This window comes from Enterobacter sp. WCHEn045836 (genome assembly GCF_003965585.1).
GTDB classification, from domain to species: Bacteria; Pseudomonadota; Gammaproteobacteria; order Enterobacterales; family Enterobacteriaceae; genus Enterobacter; species Enterobacter dissolvens.
In genome coordinates this window covers 148,372-165,596 of the sequence record NZ_RXPT01000011.1, presented here as the reverse complement: position 1 = coordinate 165,596, position 17,225 = coordinate 148,372, and the positions used below count along the sequence as shown (strand labels likewise).

At 55.8% G+C, this 17,225-nt stretch carries 23 protein-coding genes; 12 read left to right on the top strand and 11 right to left on the bottom strand.

Translation table 11 applies throughout. The features are described 5' to 3' along the window. Positions 1 to 24: 24 nt before the first annotated feature. Together EKN38_RS16215 and EKN38_RS16210 are read right to left on the bottom strand one after the other, a co-directional pair. Complete coding sequence (locus EKN38_RS16215; RefSeq protein ID WP_014831802.1) at positions 25 to 639, bottom strand: TetR/AcrR family transcriptional regulator; 615 nt, start codon at positions 637 to 639, stop codon at positions 25 to 27. A 146-nt stretch (positions 640 to 785) separates the two neighbouring features. Next, on the bottom strand, positions 786 to 1,697 hold the full coding sequence (locus EKN38_RS16210; protein WP_014831803.1) for a LysR family transcriptional regulator: 912 nt from the start codon (positions 1,695 to 1,697) through the stop codon (positions 786 to 788). A gap of 99 nt (positions 1,698 to 1,796) precedes the next feature. On the opposite strand from EKN38_RS16210, the gene EKN38_RS16205 reads away from it, so the two are divergent. Both EKN38_RS16205 and EKN38_RS16200 read left to right on the top strand, forming a co-directional pair. Beyond that, entirely contained in the window at positions 1,797 to 2,906 is a 1,110-nt protein-coding gene (locus EKN38_RS16205; protein ID WP_014831804.1) for an alkene reductase, read from the top strand. Positions 2,907 to 2,938: 32 nt separating this feature from the next. Beyond that, positions 2,939 to 3,478 (top strand): ester cyclase, encoded by a 540-nt coding sequence (locus tag EKN38_RS16200; protein WP_014831805.1) that lies wholly within the window; start codon positions 2,939 to 2,941, stop codon positions 3,476 to 3,478. A 47-nt stretch (positions 3,479 to 3,525) separates the two neighbouring features. Here the strand turns inward: EKN38_RS16200 and EKN38_RS16195 are convergent, their stop codons facing one another. Then, positions 3,526 to 3,993: a DUF1348 family protein gene (locus EKN38_RS16195; RefSeq protein ID WP_013096727.1), complete on the bottom strand. Its 468-nt coding sequence runs from the start codon at positions 3,991 to 3,993 to the stop codon at positions 3,526 to 3,528. 118 nt (positions 3,994 to 4,111) lie between these two features. Here EKN38_RS16195 and EKN38_RS16190 point away from each other — a divergent pair, with 118 nt between their 5' ends. Next, on the top strand, positions 4,112 to 4,675 hold the full coding sequence (locus EKN38_RS16190; protein ID WP_043951762.1) for a TetR/AcrR family transcriptional regulator: 564 nt from the start codon (positions 4,112 to 4,114) through the stop codon (positions 4,673 to 4,675). Between the two features lie 55 nt (positions 4,676 to 4,730). On the opposite strand, the gene EKN38_RS16185 is transcribed toward EKN38_RS16190, so the two are convergent. From EKN38_RS16185 to EKN38_RS16170, 4 genes are all read right to left on the bottom strand, one after another. Further along, a complete protein-coding gene (locus tag EKN38_RS16185) occupies positions 4,731 to 5,330 on the bottom strand; it encodes an NAD(P)H-dependent oxidoreductase (protein ID WP_014831807.1) in 600 nt (199 codons plus the stop codon). Between the two features lie 74 nt (positions 5,331 to 5,404). Continuing rightward, positions 5,405 to 5,998 carry a TetR/AcrR family transcriptional regulator gene (locus EKN38_RS16180; RefSeq protein ID WP_014831808.1) on the bottom strand — a complete coding sequence of 198 codons (594 nt, stop codon included), beginning with the start codon at positions 5,996 to 5,998 and terminating at the stop codon, positions 5,405 to 5,407. Positions 5,999 to 6,061: 63 nt separating this feature from the next. Further along, on the bottom strand, positions 6,062 to 6,832 hold the full coding sequence (locus tag EKN38_RS16175; RefSeq protein WP_014831809.1) for a hypothetical protein: 771 nt from the start codon (positions 6,830 to 6,832) through the stop codon (positions 6,062 to 6,064). Between the two features lies 1 nt (position 6,833). Further along, a complete protein-coding gene (locus EKN38_RS16170) occupies positions 6,834 to 7,031 on the bottom strand; it encodes a hypothetical protein (RefSeq protein WP_013096722.1) in 198 nt (65 codons plus the stop codon). A 257-nt stretch (positions 7,032 to 7,288) separates the two neighbouring features. Here EKN38_RS16170 and EKN38_RS16165 point away from each other — a divergent pair, with 257 nt between their 5' ends. Genes EKN38_RS16165 through EKN38_RS16130 form a run of 8 tightly spaced genes read left to right on the top strand, consistent with a single transcriptional unit; the run spans position 7,289 to position 13,161 of the window. After that, on the top strand, positions 7,289 to 7,723 hold the full coding sequence (locus EKN38_RS16165) for a nuclear transport factor 2 family protein (RefSeq protein ID WP_014831810.1): 435 nt from the start codon (positions 7,289 to 7,291) through the stop codon (positions 7,721 to 7,723). Further along, complete coding sequence (locus tag EKN38_RS16160) at positions 7,720 to 8,439, top strand: SDR family NAD(P)-dependent oxidoreductase (RefSeq protein ID WP_014831811.1); 720 nt, start codon at positions 7,720 to 7,722, stop codon at positions 8,437 to 8,439. Before EKN38_RS16165 ends, EKN38_RS16160 begins: the two co-directional genes overlap by 4 nt. Beyond that, entirely contained in the window at positions 8,436 to 9,698 is a 1,263-nt protein-coding gene (locus EKN38_RS16155) for an NAD(P)/FAD-dependent oxidoreductase (protein WP_014831812.1), read from the top strand. The genes EKN38_RS16160 and EKN38_RS16155 overlap by 4 nt, the downstream gene beginning before the upstream one ends. Continuing rightward, on the top strand, positions 9,695 to 10,417 hold the full coding sequence (locus EKN38_RS16150; RefSeq protein WP_014831813.1) for a DUF1365 domain-containing protein: 723 nt from the start codon (positions 9,695 to 9,697) through the stop codon (positions 10,415 to 10,417). The genes EKN38_RS16155 and EKN38_RS16150 overlap by 4 nt, the downstream gene beginning before the upstream one ends. Then, complete coding sequence (locus EKN38_RS16145; protein WP_014831814.1) at positions 10,414 to 11,634, top strand: SAM-dependent methyltransferase; 1,221 nt, start codon at positions 10,414 to 10,416, stop codon at positions 11,632 to 11,634. The genes EKN38_RS16150 and EKN38_RS16145 overlap by 4 nt, the downstream gene beginning before the upstream one ends. Further along, positions 11,631 to 12,116, top strand: coding sequence for a DUF2878 domain-containing protein (locus EKN38_RS16140; protein ID WP_014831815.1), 486 nt, complete (start codon positions 11,631 to 11,633; stop codon positions 12,114 to 12,116). Before EKN38_RS16145 ends, EKN38_RS16140 begins: the two co-directional genes overlap by 4 nt. Further along, complete coding sequence (locus tag EKN38_RS16135; RefSeq protein ID WP_014831816.1) at positions 12,113 to 12,637, top strand: hypothetical protein; 525 nt, start codon at positions 12,113 to 12,115, stop codon at positions 12,635 to 12,637. The genes EKN38_RS16140 and EKN38_RS16135 overlap by 4 nt, the downstream gene beginning before the upstream one ends. Next, the gene (locus EKN38_RS16130; protein ID WP_014831817.1) at positions 12,634 to 13,161 is read left to right on the top strand and encodes a DUF3833 domain-containing protein; all 528 of its coding nucleotides are present in this window, start codon (positions 12,634 to 12,636) and stop codon (positions 13,159 to 13,161) included. The genes EKN38_RS16135 and EKN38_RS16130 overlap by 4 nt, the downstream gene beginning before the upstream one ends. A gap of 2 nt (positions 13,162 to 13,163) precedes the next feature. On the opposite strand, the gene EKN38_RS16125 is transcribed toward EKN38_RS16130, so the two are convergent. Continuing rightward, on the bottom strand, positions 13,164 to 13,622 hold the full coding sequence (locus EKN38_RS16125) for a DMT family transporter (RefSeq protein WP_014831818.1): 459 nt from the start codon (positions 13,620 to 13,622) through the stop codon (positions 13,164 to 13,166). 4 nt (positions 13,623 to 13,626) lie between these two features. Then, positions 13,627 to 14,061 carry a DMT family transporter gene (locus EKN38_RS16120; RefSeq protein ID WP_014831819.1) on the bottom strand — a complete coding sequence of 145 codons (435 nt, stop codon included), beginning with the start codon at positions 14,059 to 14,061 and terminating at the stop codon, positions 13,627 to 13,629. A 95-nt stretch (positions 14,062 to 14,156) separates the two neighbouring features. Between EKN38_RS16120 and EKN38_RS16115 the strand changes: the two genes are divergently transcribed. Continuing rightward, positions 14,157 to 15,098: a LysR family transcriptional regulator gene (locus EKN38_RS16115; RefSeq protein WP_014831820.1), complete on the top strand. Its 942-nt coding sequence runs from the start codon at positions 14,157 to 14,159 to the stop codon at positions 15,096 to 15,098. On the opposite strand, the gene EKN38_RS16110 is transcribed toward EKN38_RS16115, so the two are convergent. Further along, entirely contained in the window at positions 15,099 to 16,127 is a 1,029-nt protein-coding gene (locus EKN38_RS16110) for a methionine synthase (RefSeq protein ID WP_014831821.1), read from the bottom strand. A 27-nt stretch (positions 16,128 to 16,154) separates the two neighbouring features. Continuing rightward, the gene (locus EKN38_RS16105) at positions 16,155 to 17,129 is read right to left on the bottom strand and encodes a DUF1852 domain-containing protein (protein ID WP_014831822.1); all 975 of its coding nucleotides are present in this window, start codon (positions 17,127 to 17,129) and stop codon (positions 16,155 to 16,157) included. Between the last annotated feature and the right edge of the window lie 96 nt (positions 17,130 to 17,225).

The window sequence follows — 17,225 nt, the reverse complement described above, 5'->3', positions numbered from 1 at the left end:
ACCAATAAAGTCAATGGTCACAAATCAGGGGGCCAGGCTTCGTAAAATCAGGGAAGGGAGGAGGAGTGCTGCGGTCGGGGCGGTTTCGAGGTTATATTGCAACTGCACGGGGTTGATGAAAGGGCACATCACCATGTATATGGCGTAGGTCACCTCATCCAGGGGCGTTTTTCTTTCGAACTCCCCGCTTTGGCGGCCTTCAACAATGATGCTCTCAATCAGTTTCATCAGGCTCTCGGTATACCGCTCGGTAGACGGCCACTTATCCCGCGCGGCAACGGCGGCGATATCATAAAGTTTACGATCGTGGAAAAAGAGTTCGCTACCAGCCTCGGTTAACGCCCGGAAAAGACGGCGCATTTTTTCACTGGCCGACGGCGCGTCGGCGATAGCTGTTTCCACTGCCGTCATGATCAGCGCCAGGCGGTTAGCGCAGATAACCTCGCCAATTGCCTGTTTGGAATCGAAAAATTTATAGATATAGGCTTTTGAAAAACCGATGGATTTAGCCAGTTCTGCCACGGTGGTTTTTTCATAGCCATAATGGCCGAAGTGCTCAAACGCCGCTTCGACGATTTGCTCGCGGACAGAGTGATCAAGGGGACCACGCGTTGATGGGGTGTTCATATTTTTCGTCATTATTTCAGCTTAGCGCGACGGGCATCAGTTGACAACGGGTGACCATAGTATGATTTGGTCACTCCTTTAATCATGTATTTTTCAGTGCTGTGAGCCAGAGTGTATCACTCTTTACCAAGAGTTATTGCAGGCGACAACCGGTTGATTTATTGCATTTTAAGCCAGTCGATAAAAAACTGGCTAAATGCTGTTACCTGTAGCGGCTGCAGTTTTCGCTGGGGATAGACAAACTGAAGTCCGACATCTTTGCGGTCAAAACGACTGAAGCCGGTGAAGCTATCGGCAAACAGCACCTTTAACCTTCCATTCCCGACATCGTCCTGGACATCCCACCATGATTTGCCCGCTATGCCTGCCCCGTTGAGGGCCCACTGGCGAAGTAACGCGCCGTCGTCACAGACCATAGCTGGCTCCACGCGAATCACGCGTTCCTTACCCTCAACCTCAAACCGCCATTCATTCATCACCACGCCTAAAGACTCCAGCGCCAGGCATCTATGGTCAGCCAGCGCCTCCAGCGAGGAGGGGGTACCATGTTGGTTAAGGTAAGTCTCCGACGCCACCAACACCCGGTGATTCGGGCGGATATGTTTGATGACCAGGCTGCTGTCCGGCAGATTGCCGAAGCGGATACTCATATCCAGCCGGTTAGCCACCAGATCCTCAATATGTTCTCTTAAGTAAACGAAGAAATTGACCTCGGGATGAAGGCGGGAAAACTCAACAATGGCGGGGCTAAGGTACTGCCTGCCAAAGTCTGAGGGCGCGGAAAGGCGAATGTTACCGCTGAGCACACCCTCTTTTTGCGTCAGTAACGACTCGGCGTGGCGCATCTCCTCCAGCACGCGCAGTGCCGCGTGGTAGAACGCCTCGCCAGCTTTAGTCAGCGTGATGGCGCGTGTGGAACGATGAAACAGGCGGGTCTGATAACGTTCTTCGATGGCTTTCAGGCGGGCGGTCATGGTGGCGGGTGAGAGTGACAAGCGACGTCCGGCAGCAGAAAGCCCGCCCGCTTCGGCCACTTCAACCAGCAATGTCATGTCTTCAAGCTTGCCCATTATTCATATTTTCCGAAAAGTGAATCTGATTTCAGTGTAATTATCAAAGACAGATGCCGCCTGTAAAGTGATTTCACCAACACCAGAAGGGACGTCATCATGAGTAATACCTCACTTTTTGCAGGCTATAAAATCGGTCATCTGCATCTGAAGAACAGAATTGTTATGGCGCCGATGACCCGCGCCCGTTCCCTGCAACCGGGAAATATTCCCTCCGCATTAATGGCTGAATATTACCGACAGCGAGCCAGCGCAGGATTAATCATCACCGAAGCGACGCAGATCTCTCCCCAGGGGCAGGGATATTCATGGACACCGGGGATCCATTCGCCCGAGCAGGTTGCCGGATGGCAACTCACTACGGGTGCTGTACATCAGGCCGGAGGCGTGATTTTTTCCCAGCTCTGGCATGTAGGACGCATGTCGCACGCCAGTTTTCATCAGGATGGTAAGCCTGTTGCACCGTCAGCGCTGGCGCCGGACGCGAAGGTGTGGGTGGTTGATGAGACAGGTCGTGGTCAGATGGTGGAGTGTCCGCAGCCACGCGCGCTGTCGCGCAAAGATATTCAGACCATTATTTTGCAGTATCGTCAGGCTGCGTTGAATGCCATCCAGGCAGGGTTTGACGGCGTGGAAGTCCACGGCGCGAATGGTTATCTGATCGACCAGTTCCTGAGAAGCACCTCGAATATTCGCACGGATGAATATGGTGGCACGCTTGCCAACCGCATTCGTTTTGCGCAGGAGGTGCTGGAGACCATCGCTGATGCCATTGGCGGTGAGCGCACGGGGATTCGTCTGTCACCGTTTATCACACAGCGCGGGATGAACGATCCGCAGGTCACTGAGGCCATACTTATGCTGGCGGCCTGGTGCGAAGAGAAAGGCATTGCCTTCATCCACCTGGCAGAAGCCGACTGGGACGACGCTCCACAGGTTCCGGAACCTTTCCGTCAAACGCTGCGTGAAGCATTCAGCGGAACAATTATTGTGGCGGGGAATTACACCCCTGAAAAAACAGAGAAAATACTTGCGGCAGGCTATGCCGATCTCGTTGCATTCGGCCGTCCGTTTATCGCCAACCCTGATTTGCCGCACCGCCTTGCGCATCAGTTACCCCTGGCTGAGGTGAGCGATCCTGGCACGCTGTTTGGTGGTACCGGGGTGGGATATACCGATTACCCGCAATATCGCGCAACCCGTCAGTGAGGTTCAGCACAGTTAAACACCTTGAGGACTCTATGAAATATACACATTGTCTGCGCCCGGCTGTGATGGCGTTAATACTGGCTGGCATAACGGGAACCGCTTTTTCAGCAGAGAACGGACTGGTCAAACCGAATCAGCTTATTTTTGATAAGGCATTGTCAGCGAAGCAAATAGCGGCTAATGAATCTGTCGCCAGAAAATACGCCACATTCTGGGACACCGGAAAAGAGGCTTTAGCGCGGGACGCACTGGCGGAGGATTTTACTGATAAAACGCCTCCGGAAGGGCGAAAGCAGGGCCCCGATGGCGCGATTATGGCCTCCAGGGTGTTTCGCACGGCGGTACCGGATTTACGCTGTGAAGTGGAGCAGATGATTATTACCGGCGACCGCGTCGTTTCGCATCTGCATTTTCGCGGAAGCTTCACAGGCACATTTGGCAAACTGAAAGGACAGGGGCAAAAAATAGATTTTATCGCCACGGATATTTATCAAATCCGTGAAGGAAAAATAGTCGCCAACTGGCATATAGAAGATAACCTGACGCTGATGAAACAGTTGGGGGCGTTATAAATTCATCTCTCCGGGTAACCGACAGAAGCCCGGAGAGATGAAAGATCCTATAACCCCAGATCGCTCAGAGACGGGTGATCGTCCGGGCGTCTGCCCAGCGGCCAGTGAAAGAGCCGTTCAGATTCCTTGATGGGCATATCGTTGATACAGGCAAAACGCCGCTTCATGAGGCCGTCCGGCTCGAACTCCCAGTTTTCATTGCCGTAAGAGCGGAACCAGTTGCCTGAATCATCATGCCATTCATAGGCATAGCGCACGGCGATGCGGTTGTCGGTAAATGCCCAAAGCTCTTTTATCAGGCGATAATCCAGCTCTTTCTTCCATTTCCGCTCAAGGAACGCCTGCGCCTCCGCGCGGTTCGTGGCGAACTCCGCACGGTTGCGCCACTGCGTGTCCAGCGAATAGGCCAGGGCGATTTTTGCCGGGTCGCGGCTGTTCCAGCCATCTTCTGCCAGCCTGACTTTTTCAATGGCACTTTCACGGGTGAACGGCGGTAAAGGGGGGCGTGTATTCATCTCGGCTACCTCGGGTTGATAGTATGTAGACAGGTCTGTCTACTTGCGTTAATCTATGCCTGTAAAAATCGTCTGTCAACACACAGTTTGAGGCCTGATAAACGTGAATACGCTCATCATGAATAACGATCAAAAAGTCAGCGTCAGAGATAAAATATTGCTTACCGCGCACGAACTCTTTTATTCCACCGGCTTCAGAGCAACGGGCGTTGATACGCTTATCAGGCAGGCGAAGGTGACCAAAGTGACGTTTTATCGTCATTTCCCGAGTAAGAGTTTGCTTATTCTTGCCTATCTGCACTATCGGCACGAGCTGTGGATTAACTGGTTTGAAACCACACTTCGACACTATCTCGATGAGGGGCGGGCTGCATCGGATGCATTAGCTGCCACGCTGAATGCGTGGTTTATTTCTCCGCTATTCCATGGCTGTGCGTTTATTAACGCCAGCGCAGAAGCGAAATCAGAAGACAATGAAAGTGAAATAAAAGCCATTTGTCGCAATCATAAATCTGAAACCCGGGAAAAAATTGCCACCCTCACCGGTATTGCCGATGAGGCTATTAACACGCAAATTCTGATGCTTATTGACGGCGCCATCATACATGCGCAAATGGGAATGGCGACAGAGGAGGTGGTCAGCCAGTTGAGAAGAGGGCTTGAGACGCTGATGCCGCGCTAATCCCGGTTTTACGTGGTGCGCAGCCAAACCCGCAGGAATGGCTGCGCCGGATGACTCAGACAAGCTTATTGAGGCTTTGCAGAAAATCGTCCACCTGCTGAGGGGAGGCAGAATCGGCCTCATAGAGGATATCGAGCGTCACGTTCTTCAGACCACAGAAGCCAAACACCCCTTCAACAATCTGGCTCTGAATGGCAGCTGAATAACCGTGTTTATCAAACCCGGCGATATCGCTGCCGGCCGTTGCGACCAGGCGCACGGGCACATCACGTAAATTACCCACAATGCGGCCCTCTTCTCCCACTTTATAGGCCCAGTTCACCGTCAGTACCCGATCAAACCAGCCTTTCAGGAGGGCGGGAACAGACCACCAGTAGAACGGGAAAACGAATATCAGCATATCAGCCCGTTCGACGCGCTGCTGCTCGCGCAGAACATCGTCGGGCAACGCGCTGGCATCACCGTGGTACAGATCAAGATCGGCTCGGATCATCGCGGGAGAGAAGCCTTCAGCATGAAGGTCGGCTATTTCAACCTGCGTACCCTGTTCCTGTAACTTCCCGGCAATTCGCTGTGCAAGGGTATGGGATAACGACGTTTCGATCGGGTGAGCCGTCACGATCAGGGCAGTATTGATGACGTTTGATGCAGACATAGAGACCTCAACAAGGTGAGTGAAGAGGTCTCTATGTTACTATTGGTAACTTAGGTGTCAATCTGGCAGGGCACTCATTTTGTGCTGTCCATATAGGTATTCAGCACGCCAGTCATCGCACCGCTGAGCATCTCCTCGGCGACGTTACGCGCGAGGATCCCATTGCCGGCGGACGTACTGAGCGCATCCGCAGCCCCAATAATGGCCGTCAGGGCCGCTTCACCTGTCACCCCTTGCAGCACAATAAAAGGTGAAAGCGCCATCCGCAGGCAGTCTGCGCAGTCGGCCACGCAGGCCTCGCGGAAAATCTGCAGCGCCCGCGAGCCGGACAGGGCCGCCGCAATGGGGCCCGTTTCGGGGCCCGCAGAGATTGCGCAGTCGATGTACGCGGCGCTGAAAAAACGGATAGTCTGCGCCAGCGTTTTATTGTCTCTGCTCAACGTCTCGCGAAATTTCTTGAGCTGCCTGTCGCTGAAGTCCTGGTAGAGCGCCATCAGCAGCCCTTCACGATCGCCAAAATGATCGTAAGGAATGGGTTTGGTGACGTTGGCGCGCTCGGCCAGGAAACCCAGCGTAAGGGCCTCAGTGCCTTGCTGGCGCACAATTCCGCGCGCGACTTCCAGCAGCTGTGCGCGTCGTTCTTCTTTTCTTAAGCGCTTAACAACCATCTTTTCCTCAAATCAGTTAACTACTAAAGGTAGTTTACACGCCTTGCTGAACGGATGAGAAGCTCATTGCGCGGCGTTTTCCCGCTGAGCCATGTCGAGCACGCTGGCACTTGCCGGGTCGAACAGCGCAAGGCTCTCAATCTGGTTGAGCATAATCACCTTTCTGAAATCCATCGCACTTCTGGGCTCAGAGTCGAGGGTGATGTCATGTCCGTCATACCATTTGCTGTAGTTATTTTCGATGCGAAAATTCATCGTCTGGCGATCGCGATAGCCACTCAGCATGGGGATAAGCACGATATTGGCCGTTTTCTCGTATTCCAGCGTCGCTGTATGGATCATACCGACATAGATACGCCCCGAACGTAGCGTCACCTGCGCCAGCTCGCCTTGCTCCATGCACTGATAAAGCAGCTGTTCAATCCCGCTCGCCTGTGCCAGGCGCTTATAGAGTTTTTTCCTGCCTTCACCGTCCAGCCGGGCGCTGCCTGCCCAGTTTGAGCGGTAGAGACAAAACAGGATGGCGAAGGCCAGCATCACCACTACGGGCGCCTGAATGCCCAAAAAACTCCAGTTCATAAAGTCCATCTGCCAGTCGGCATAACGCTCTGACGTAAAATGGAAGGTATTGTCCGCCGCCGACAGTGCCAGCAGCAGCAGCCAGAGCAATCCGGTGGCGATCACGCCTTGCAGAACGAAGATCGAGCCGTAAAGGGCAACCAGAAAATAGACATCCCAGCCGAAAGATCGCTTGATTTTGAAGCGGGTAGAGAGGTCGCGGCTGGTGTACCAGTATCCGCAGACCATCAACACCATAAATATCGCCGTTCCCATATCACGCCCTCTTTAACGCGTTGACGTGGCGCAGAAAATCCTGACGAACCTCGTTGCTTTTGTAGTTCACCGAGGCGTTGCCATCCTGGTCGATAATAATCCGGTCGCCATCCTCAACGGCTTCAATAATTTCCTGCTGACTCATCACCTGAAGTAACGATTCCGGGCTGGAGAAAAGGGAGAGAAAGAAACGTCTCATCGCATGGCATCCTTATGAATAAAAAGGATAAGCCTGGAAGAGAACGGGGGAATTTACCTTAAGGTTAACCTGAAAAAAAAGCCCGATGGCGGTCAGACCTTATTTCGCCTCAGATCCTTGCAAGAAAGTGACTCGCTAACCTAATGATAATTAACTAAATAAAAATATATTTCTGGACAAACTTGGACAAATAACACGAATTGTGTAAGTTTTAAATATGTGCTTACGCTACGTTGTTTACCGCCAGGATGTGACCCATGAACCTTTTGCCTGACGTCATCAGTCGGTTTGTTGATTACTACACCGCGCTGGATTCGCAGCCGCCCTCGGCGCTGGCGGGGCTTTACCATCCCGATGCCACGCTTATCGATCCGTTTGGCGAGCACAACGGCCTGTTCGCCCTGCAACGCTATTTCACCCATCTGCTGGCGAATGTCGAACACTGCCGTTTCACGCTTGATTCCCCTTTGATCGGCGAGCAACGCTTTGTTGTCACCTGGGTCATGCACTGGTCGCACCCGCGCATTGCCGGTGGCGAGCCCCTCGAACTGCCTGGCTGCTCTGTGGTGGACGTGGAACAGGCTCGGATTATTCGCCAGCGGGACTACTACGATGCCGGAGAGATGATCTACGAACATCTTCCCTTGCTCGGCTGGGCGGTCCGCGGCGTGAAGCGGAGGGTGAAATCATGATGACGGTCTTGATCACCGGCGCCAGTTCAGGCATTGGGGCGGGGCTGGCGCAATCTTTTGCCCGTGACGGTCACCATGTCATCGCCTGCGGGCGGGATCCGGCGCGTCTGGAAGCCCTGCATCAGCACAGCTCAAACATTACGGTACGCCTGTTCGATATGACAGACAGGGACGCCTGTCGCCAGGCGCTGACGGGCTGCGCGGCCGACCTGGTGATCCTCTGCGCCGGAACCTGCGAATATCTTGAGCATGGCGTGGTAGACGCCGCGCTGGTAGAGCGGGTGATGACCACTAACTTTCAGGGGCCAGTCAATTGCCTCGCCGCGCTGCAGCCGCAACTTATGGCCGGTAACCGCGTGGTGCTGGTGAGCTCTATGGCGCACTGGCTGACGTTTCCACGCGCTGAAGCGTACGGCGCGTCGAAAGCCGCACTTACCTGGTTTGCTGACAGTCTGCGTCTCGACTGGGAGCCGAAAGGGGTTGCGGTCACGGTGGTGTCGCCCGGTTTTGTCGATACCCCGCTGACCCGCAAAAATGATTTCGCCATGCCGGGCAGGGTAAGCGTCGATGAGGCGGTAAAGGCCATTCGTCGCGGACTGGAAAAAGGGAAAAACCACATCGCGTTTCCAGCGGGATTCGGTCTGACACTGCGGCTGCTTTCCGGGATGCCTGCGTTTCTACAGCGCGCACTGCTGCGCAGGATGGTGCGCTCATGAATATCGCCATTATCGGCAGCGGCATTGCCGGGCTGACCTGCGCCTGGCGGCTTGCCGGGCATCATGAGGTTACCCTGTTTGAAGCCGGTGCCACCCCCGGCGGCCATACCGCCACGGTTGACGTGCCGACGCCACAGGGTACCTACGCCATCGACACCGGTTTTATCGTCTACAACGACCGCACCTATCCGCGCTTTATGGGGCTGCTCAGTGAGCTGGGCATCAGCGGGCAAAAAACGCAGATGAGCTTCTCGGTACACAACCCGCAGAGCGGGCTCGAGTACAACGGCCACACCCTGACGACGCTCTTTGCACAGCGTCGTAACCTGGTGAACCCGGCGTTCTGGCGTCTGCTTGGGGAGATTGTCCGTTTTAACCGCCTGGCGAAGCAGGCGCTGAAAGAGGACGTGGAGCCCGGCGCGACGCTGCAAACGTTCCTGGAACAGCACCGCTTTACGCCGTTCTTTGCGCGTCATTACATTCTCCCGATGGGGGCGGCCATCTGGTCGTCGTCGCTACAGGAGATGAAACGTTTTCCGCTGCCGCTCTTTTTACGCTTCTTTGAGAATCACGGTCTGCTGGATATCACCCGACGCCCGCAATGGTACGTAGTACCCGGCGGCTCGCGGGAGTACATCCGCGCCATTCTGCACCAGCTTGGCGACCGGTTAACGCTGCGCCTCAACGCGCCGGTGCAACGGGTAAGCCGTGATGCACAGGGGGGCACCCTCCATCTTGAAGAATCGAGTCACCGTTTTGATCAGGTGATTTTTGCCTGTCACTCAGCCCAGGCGCTGGCCATCCTCGACGAACCCACCGCGGCTGAACAGCAGGTTCTGGGGGAGATTGGCTGGCAGCGTAACGAGGTGGTGCTGCACAGCGATCCGCGCTGGCTGCCGGTGCGTCAGCGCGCCTGGGCCAGCTGGAACTACCGCCTGAGCGACCAGGATCAGGCCAGCGCCTGCGTAACGTACAACATGAATATTTTGCAGGGGCTGCCCGCCGGTAGCCCGCTGTTCTGCGTGACCTTAAACCCGGAAACGCCGGTGGACGAACGCTTCGTGCTGCGGCGCTTTGTGTATGAACATCCACTGTTTAACCCGCAAAGCTGGCGGGCACAGGCGCGCCGCAGCGAAATCAACGGTCACCGGCGGAGCTGGTTCTGCGGCGCGTACTGGTACAACGGTTTTCATGAAGATGGCGTGCGCAGCGCGCTGGACGTCGTCAATGCGATAACAGCCGGGGAGGGAAACCGATGAACAGTTGCCTCTATCACGGCGTATTACGCCACCGCCGTCTCCAGCCGAAAACGCATGAGTTCAGCTACGGGGTCTTTATGGCCTGGCTCGATCTCGATGAACTGGAGAAGTTGCCCACCGTTGGCGTGCGGCGCAACCGGTTTGCCGCCGCATCGTTCCATGATGCGGATTATCCGCTGGGTTCGCCGCTTAAAGAGAACGTGCTGAATCGACTGGAAAGCCTCACCGGAGAACGTCCGCAGGGGCGGGTGATGCTCCTGACGCAGCTACGCTACTTCGGCTTTCATTTTAATCCCGTCAATTTTTATTACTGCTATGACCCGGCAGAGACGCTGCGCTGGGTACTGGCCGAAGTGCGCAATACCCCCTGGAACGAACGTCATTATTACGCCGTCAATGGTCAGGATGCGCAGCCCACGAAGAAAGCCTTTCACGTTTCTCCGTTTAACCCCATGGACATGATTTACCACTGGCGCTTCAACAACCCGGATAACACGCTGCATATGCACATTGAAAATCATCAGGCGTCAAAGGTATTTGATGCCACGCTGGCGCTTCGCCGCGCGCCGCTGACCCGTCCGGCGCTGCGTGGACTGCTGCTGCGTATTCCGCTGATGACGCTCAAAACCGTTTTCGCGATTTACTGGCAGGCGCTGCGGCTGTGGCTTAAGCGCGTGCCTCTGTATAACCATCCTGTCAGCAGGAGTGAACGCTCATGACCGATCCCGTCTTTGCGCTTGAACCCGATATCCCGCGCAACGTTCGCGTCGCGCGCTGGCTGCTCTTTCGCGTGCTGAGCGGCCTTCGTGGCGGCTCGCTCACGCTACGTGAAGGGGCGCAGACCTTTCATTTCGGTGAGCTGTCTGCCGCGCTGCATGCCGACGTGCAGATCCTCAGCCAGGGCGTCTACTGGCGCGTCCTGACCGGGGGCAGTCTGGCCGCAGCAGAGGCCTGGATTGACGGCGAGTGGGAAACCACGCAGCTCACGCCCCTTCTGCAACTGCTTGCGCTAAACAGCCAGGTACTGGGGCGGCTTGAAAAAGGGTTCCGCCTGCTCGGCAGACCGCTGGAGCGGCTTCGTCACTGGACGCGGCGCAACTCCCGGGCGCAGGCGCGGGAAAACATTGCGGCGCATTATGATCTGGGTAATGCGTTTTATGCCCAATTTCTGGATAAGGAGTTGCTCTATTCCAGCGCGCTGTTTAGCGGGGAGGAGCAAGATCTTAGCGACGCGCAGCGGGCGAAAATGGCGCGTCTGTGCGAACAGCTGGCGCTGAACCCCAGCGATCATCTGTTGGAGATTGGCACCGGCTGGGGGGCGATGGCGGAATACGCGGCCCGTCACTACGGCTGCCGGGTGACCACTACCACGCTGTCGCAGGAGCAGTATCGCTGGGCGACAGAGCGGATCGTCCGCGCAGGTCTGCAGGATCGCGTTGAGGTACTGCTCTGCGACTATCGCGATTTAACCGGCGAGTACGACAAGCTGGTGTCGATTGAGATGATTGAAGCCGTCGGGCAACGCTATCTGCCAACGTTCTTCCGCACCTGTCAGGCGCGTCTGCGTCCGGGTGGGCGCATGGCGATTCAGGCCATCACTATTCAGGATCAGCGCTATGACGACTACAGCAAAAGCGTGGATTTTATTCAGCGGTATATCTTCCCCGGCGGCTTTTTACCGAGCATTACGGCGATGAATGCGCTGATGACGCGCCATACCGATTTTGTGGTGCGCAACCTGTTTGATATGGGGCCGGACTACGCGCGCACGCTGGCGCACTGGCGTCAGCGCTTTCTCCATGCCTGGCAGGAGATTGAAAAACTGGGATTTGATGAGCGGTTTCGCCGGATGTGGCTCTATTACTTTGGCTACTGCGAAGCCGGGTTTAACGCCCGCACCATTAGCGTGGTGCAGCTGACCGCCGAGCGCGTATGAAACGTTACGTGCAGGTTTTCGCCATGGCTATCGCGTTCGATCTCTACTGGACGCTGGTGGTGCTGTTTCGCGAACGTGGCCTGATTATCTGGTGCGCGCTGGCGATCTTCGCCTGCCTGATGTTGCCGCCTGCACACCGTGTTTATGCCATTCTGCTGGCCGCGGCGGGCAGTCTGCTGGATGCGCTCTGGGCGCTGACGGGGTTGATCGCCTTTAGCGGCGAGTCGCTGATGCCCCTGTGGATGGTTGCGCTGTGGTTGATGTTTGCTTCGGTCTGGACGCAGCTGACGCGCACCACAACGTTACCCGGCTGGCTGCTGATGCTGCTGGCCTCCGTGGGCGGTCCGGTGGCGTACCTGATAGGTGAGCGACTGGGGGCGATCACGTTTCTGGTGCCGACCTTTATCGTCGTCAGCTGGATGGCGCCGGGCTGGCTGGTGCTCATGCTGTTTTATCACCTGCTGATGGGGAGAGAACAATGAGAGCCGCACTCCTGTTCCTCTGGCTCATCACCCTGACGCCTTTGGCCCAGGCAGCCGACTGGCTTGGCTGGCGTAAGGTGGGGGATGCCACGCTGACCTGGGGTCCTTTCACCGTTTATACCTCCCAGTTGCGCACCCCTGAAGGGCGCTACACCGGCAAGATGCAGGATCAGGCGCTCATCATTACCTACGCGCGTGACATCGACAGTGACGATCTGGTCGAGGCAACCCGCGACCAGTGGCAAGCGCAGGGGGTTTTGCAGCAGGAGCCGCAGAGCGAAGCCTGGCTGCGGATGCTTGCCTCGCTGTGGCCGGATGTCCGGCCGGGCGCGCAGCTGGCGTTCGTGCTCAACGACAAGCAGGGACAGTTCTGGTACCGCGCGCCTGCCGCATCGGGCACTTTCAGACCCCTGGGTCCGCCTCAGTCGCAAGCGTTCAGTAGCCGTTTTCTGGGCATCTGGCTGGATCCCCGCACGCAATACCCTGAGCTGCGTCAGCAGTTAATCGGAGGACAACAATGAAACGTTTTTTGATCATGGCGCTGGGTGTGACGATGTTGCTGGCAGGCTGCAGTACGGACGTGACGGAGTACCGCCAGCAGCAGCCGCGGCTTGATATCTTCCACTATTTCCAGGGCAAAACGGAAGCGTGGGGGATGGTGCAGGATCGCAGCGGGAAGCAGATCCGCCGCTTCCACGTGGAGATTGCCGGGGACGTGATTGGCGACACGCTGACGCTGAATGAACATTTTGTCTACGACGATGGCGAAAAACAGCAGCGGGTATGGCATATCCGCCGCGTGGCGACCGATCGTTATGAGGGCACGGCGGGCGACATTGACGGCGTGGCGACGGGGCAGGCGGCGGGCAATGCCTTCAACTGGCGGTACAGCATGAACGTGAAGGCCAACGGCAGCACCTGGCTGCTGCACTTTGACGACTGGATGTACCTGCAGGATGGCACACACCTGTTTAATAAAACCGAGATGAAGAAATTTGGCGTCACCGTCGCCACGGTGACGCTGTTCTTTACCCGCAAGACGTAACGTTACTCGCGGGTTGGGACGGTTCTACTGCCTGAGTAAATGAAAAACAGCGCAATACCCAGGCAGAGGACGGCGGCCAGTCGGCTCATCGAAAACGGAATGGCCGCATTGCCCAGCCAGCCAAAGTTATCAATCAGCATACTCATGGTGAGCTGACCAAAGATCACCGCGACCGTGGCGACGGCGGTGCCGATTCGCTGTACCGCCACGACCATGATCACAATGTACGGCACGCCAAACATCGCCCCGAGAAGCTGCCATTTCGGCACGTCCAGCAGGCTGACCGACTGTTTTGGTTCAAAGAAGAAGATCAGCAGGGCGGTGACCAGCGCGCCAACGGAGAACGTCAGGAACGCGCTTTTGAATACGCCCACGCGGCTGCCAAGTTGTCCGTTGATCGCCGCCTGAATGCTCAGCGTCGCGCCGCCGCACACGGCCAGAATAATCATTATCAGTGTCATCGTCTTACCCCTGTGCAACCAGAATCAGTGCCGCAATAATAAAACCCAGCGCGACGATCCGTTTCGCGTTGATCTTCCTGTAGGGTGTGCCCAGCAGACCGTAATGATCGATCAGCAGGCTTTTAAAAACCTGACCCGCCAGAATGCCAATCATCGTCAGGGCGATGCCGATGGTCGGGGTGGCGAGGGTCAGGATCACCACGTAAACCGGGCCAAGAACCCCGCCGAGCAACTGCCAGCCGGGCTGGGCAAAAAACGACGGGCTGTTGCGCGGGCTGAAGAACAGCATCAGCAGAAACGTCAGTGCGGCGCCGACACCAAAAATGCTGAAGGTGGCCCATAAATCGCCGACTTTTCCACCCAGCGGCCCCAGCAGGCCAGCCTCCACGGAAAGCCCCATACCCCCGGCAATCACCAGTAAAATCAAAACAAACTGCATTGTTATTCCTCCTTTTGCAGGCGGAGAAGATTACGTCGGTCTGGTGGTGAGAAAAATGCCATAATGCAGGAAACACCTTTGCAGGATATGCACGAATGTACGACGCCGGGAGCATGAACCTCCGTTCGCTGAAGATTTTTATCGCGGTTTTTGAAGCCGAAAATTTTTCCGTGGTTGCGCGCCGCGAGGGCCTTTCCGCCTCGCAGGTTTCGCGTATTATCCACCAGCTTGAGGACGCGCTCGGCCAGCAGCTTTTTTACCGTAATACCCGGGCGGTGATCCCCACCGAAAGTGGTCATCTGTTTATCCGCTATGCCAGGGAGATGATGACGAGTTTTGAGGATGCGCGTCGGGAGCTGGATGCACGTTCAACGGAGCCTTCCGGCACGATTCGCATTAATGCTCCGGTCTTTTTCGGCCAGCGGCATATTGCGCCAGGGCTGCCTGGTCTGACGGCGCGCTATCCGCGGCTGAATATCGAGCTGACGCTGACCGATGATTTTATCGACCCGCACAAGAATGCCGCCGACGTGATCTTTCGCATCGGCGTGCTGACGGACTCGACCTTTCACGCGCGTATCTTTGGTCAGCAGCGCTACCATCTGGCCGCTTCGCCGGACTATCTGCGACAGCACGGCGCACCGCAAGGGCCGGACGATCTGGCTCATCATCAATGCCTGGTCTACCGGGGTTCGTCGGGTCCTAACCGCTGGCTGTTGCGCGGTGCGGGGGAGGCGTGGGTGCACTATCCGGTGGTGCCATTAATGACGTCAAATAATGCGGAATCGCTGCTTGCTGCCGCGCTGGGCGGGATGGGGATTGTGCTGTTTCCGGACTGGCTGATTGGGGACCGCGTGCAGCAGGGCGAACTGGTCGCACTCCTGCCACAGCTGGAGTGCGCCATTCATACGGAGCCCCTGAATATTGCGGCGATCTACCCGAACGCGCGTCATCCGCCCCTTAACGTCAGGGCGGTGATTGATCATTACGTCGGGTGTTTCGGTACGCCGCTCTACTGGCAAACGCAGGGCAGGTGATTACGCGCCCAGCTCGTTGCGGATAATCGCGGCTCCGGCGCTCAGCGCCTGCAGCTTACCGTTGGCAACCTGACGGGAAAGCGGCGCCATACCGCAGTTGGTTGACGGGTAAAGCTTGTCGGCATCGACAAACTGCAGCGCTTTACGCAGCGTGTCAGCCACTTCTTCCGCGGTTTCAATGGTGTTGGTTGCCACGTCGATGGCGCCTACCATCACTTTTTTGCCACGGATCAGCTCCAGCAGATCCATCGGCACGCGGGAGTTGTGACACTCCAGCGAGATAATGTCGATATTCGATGTCTGAAGCTTAGGAAACGCCTCTTCATACTGACGCCATTCTGAGCCAAGGGTCTTTTTCCAGTCGGTATTGGCCTTGATGCCGTATCCGTAGCAGATGTGTACCGCCGTTTCGCATTTCAGCCCTTCAATGGCGCGTTCCAGCGCGGCGATACCCCAGTCATTGACCTCATCAAAAAAGACGTTAAACGCCGGTTCATCAAACTGGATGATGTCGACACCCGCGGCCTCTAACTCTCTCGCTTCCTGATTGAGGATTTTGGCGAACTCCCAGGCCAGCTTTTCGCGGCTTTTATAGTGCGCGTCGTAAAGGGTGTCGATCATGGTCATCGGCCCCGGCAGGGCCCACTTGATTGGCTTATCCGTGAGCTGGCGTAAGTATTTTGCGTCGTCCACGAATACCGGTTTTTGACGCGCCACGGCGCTAACCACCGTCGGCACGCTCGCGTCGTAGCGGTTACGAATGCGCACGGTCTGACGGTTTTCAAAATCAACGCCGCTGAGGTGTTCAATAAAGGTGGTCACAAAGTGCTGGCGCGTCTGTTCGCCATCGCTGACGATATCAATCCCCGCACGGATCTGCTCATCAAGCGATAAACGCAGCGCATCCTGTTTGCCCGCCAGTAACTCCTGATCCTGTAATTTCCACGGTGACCACAGCGTTTCAGGTTGTGCAAGCCAGGTTGGCTTAGGCAGGCTGCCAGCCGTTGACGTCGGGAGCAATGTTTTCATATGTATAACCCTTTTAAATTCGATTAATTAACGCGCGTAGTTATCAGACCACTGCTCGAGTACGTGTTTGTAAGGCTTAATAAACTGTTCTTCCGTGAATTTACCCTGCTCAATGGCCAGCTGGCTGCGTTCGACACGGTCGTAAACAATTTTGGTTAATGAGTGATCCTGCTGATTCAGGTCGGGGCGATAGCAGTGTCCTGCCGCCGAGTTAGCGTTATAAATTTCCGGGCGATAGATCTTCTGGAACGTCTCCATCGTGCTGATGGTGGCGATCAGTTCAAGATTGGTGTAATCACTGAGCAAATCGCCGGTGAAGAAGAAGGCAAACGGCGCCACGCTGTTTTCAGGCATGAAATAGCGTACCTTCAGGCCCATTTTCGCGAAGTATTGCTCCGTCAATGACTCGCCATCCGGTGTGTACTCAATGCCCAGCACCGGGTGCTGGTTACCCGTGCGACGATACGTGTCTTTGCTGGACACACTCAGGCAAATCACCGGTGCTTTTTTGAAATTCTCACGGTATTCCGGTGAATTAACAAAATGGCGGAAGATATTGCCGTGCAAGACGCCAAACTTCTCCGGAATGGTGAATTGTGGCTGGTTTTTATTATGCTCCAGCAGCAGGACGCTGAAATCGTAATCGCGCACGTAAGAGGAGAAGTTATTGCCGACAATACCGTCGATGCGTTCGTTGGTTTTTTTATCGACGATTGTGGTTTGCAATATTTCAATGGCCGGGAAGGTTTTCTCGGCACCAATATTCAGATCCACAGAGACGATCTCAAGCTCGACTGCGTACCGATCGGCATTGGGGTTATCCCAGCACGCCAGGGCGTTAAAGCGGTTATTGATCATCACCAGGGTATTACGCAGGTTCTCCTGACGCTTTTCCCCGCGAGCGAGGTTGGCAAAGTTGGTGGTCGTACGCGTACTCTCTGACGGGTTATAATTTTCATCGAAGCAACTGCGCTTAAGGGTAAATGTAAAAGCTTTACTCATCTTGGTTATGCATCCTAAGTTCATGTTGCCAGGAAGTTATCAATGCATAATTTATGCCTGACGCGGTGGCGCAGGGGAAGTGACTTAATTTCACAG

Excerpts from the sequence above, each read along its gene's own strand:
- EKN38_RS16215 (WP_014831802.1), bottom strand. The coding sequence starts at position 639 with ATGACGAAAAATATGAACACCCCATCAACGCGTGGTCCCCTTGATCAC.
- EKN38_RS16210 (WP_014831803.1), bottom strand. The coding sequence starts at position 1,697 with ATGGGCAAGCTTGAAGACATGACATTGCTGGTTGAAGTGGCCGAAGCG.
- EKN38_RS16205 (WP_014831804.1), top strand. The coding sequence starts at position 1,797 with ATGAGTAATACCTCACTTTTTGCAGGCTATAAAATCGGTCATCTGCAT.
- EKN38_RS16200 (WP_014831805.1), top strand. The coding sequence starts at position 2,939 with ATGAAATATACACATTGTCTGCGCCCGGCTGTGATGGCGTTAATACTG.
- EKN38_RS16195 (WP_013096727.1), bottom strand. The coding sequence starts at position 3,993 with ATGAATACACGCCCCCCTTTACCGCCGTTCACCCGTGAAAGTGCCATT.
- EKN38_RS16190 (WP_043951762.1), top strand. The coding sequence starts at position 4,112 with ATGAATAACGATCAAAAAGTCAGCGTCAGAGATAAAATATTGCTTACC.
- EKN38_RS16185 (WP_014831807.1), bottom strand. The coding sequence starts at position 5,330 with ATGTCTGCATCAAACGTCATCAATACTGCCCTGATCGTGACGGCTCAC.
- EKN38_RS16180 (WP_014831808.1), bottom strand. The coding sequence starts at position 5,998 with ATGGTTGTTAAGCGCTTAAGAAAAGAAGAACGACGCGCACAGCTGCTG.
- EKN38_RS16175 (WP_014831809.1), bottom strand. The coding sequence starts at position 6,832 with ATGGGAACGGCGATATTTATGGTGTTGATGGTCTGCGGATACTGGTAC.
- EKN38_RS16170 (WP_013096722.1), bottom strand. The coding sequence starts at position 7,031 with ATGAGACGTTTCTTTCTCTCCCTTTTCTCCAGCCCGGAATCGTTACTT.
- EKN38_RS16165 (WP_014831810.1), top strand. The coding sequence starts at position 7,289 with ATGAACCTTTTGCCTGACGTCATCAGTCGGTTTGTTGATTACTACACC.
- EKN38_RS16160 (WP_014831811.1), top strand. The coding sequence starts at position 7,720 with ATGATGACGGTCTTGATCACCGGCGCCAGTTCAGGCATTGGGGCGGGG.
- EKN38_RS16155 (WP_014831812.1), top strand. The coding sequence starts at position 8,436 with ATGAATATCGCCATTATCGGCAGCGGCATTGCCGGGCTGACCTGCGCC.
- EKN38_RS16150 (WP_014831813.1), top strand. The coding sequence starts at position 9,695 with ATGAACAGTTGCCTCTATCACGGCGTATTACGCCACCGCCGTCTCCAG.
- EKN38_RS16145 (WP_014831814.1), top strand. The coding sequence starts at position 10,414 with ATGACCGATCCCGTCTTTGCGCTTGAACCCGATATCCCGCGCAACGTT.
- EKN38_RS16140 (WP_014831815.1), top strand. The coding sequence starts at position 11,631 with ATGAAACGTTACGTGCAGGTTTTCGCCATGGCTATCGCGTTCGATCTC.
- EKN38_RS16135 (WP_014831816.1), top strand. The coding sequence starts at position 12,113 with ATGAGAGCCGCACTCCTGTTCCTCTGGCTCATCACCCTGACGCCTTTG.
- EKN38_RS16130 (WP_014831817.1), top strand. The coding sequence starts at position 12,634 with ATGAAACGTTTTTTGATCATGGCGCTGGGTGTGACGATGTTGCTGGCA.
- EKN38_RS16125 (WP_014831818.1), bottom strand. The coding sequence starts at position 13,622 with ATGACACTGATAATGATTATTCTGGCCGTGTGCGGCGGCGCGACGCTG.
- EKN38_RS16120 (WP_014831819.1), bottom strand. The coding sequence starts at position 14,061 with ATGCAGTTTGTTTTGATTTTACTGGTGATTGCCGGGGGTATGGGGCTT.
- EKN38_RS16115 (WP_014831820.1), top strand. The coding sequence starts at position 14,157 with ATGTACGACGCCGGGAGCATGAACCTCCGTTCGCTGAAGATTTTTATC.
- EKN38_RS16110 (WP_014831821.1), bottom strand. The coding sequence starts at position 16,127 with ATGAAAACATTGCTCCCGACGTCAACGGCTGGCAGCCTGCCTAAGCCA.
- EKN38_RS16105 (WP_014831822.1), bottom strand. The coding sequence starts at position 17,129 with ATGAGTAAAGCTTTTACATTTACCCTTAAGCGCAGTTGCTTCGATGAA.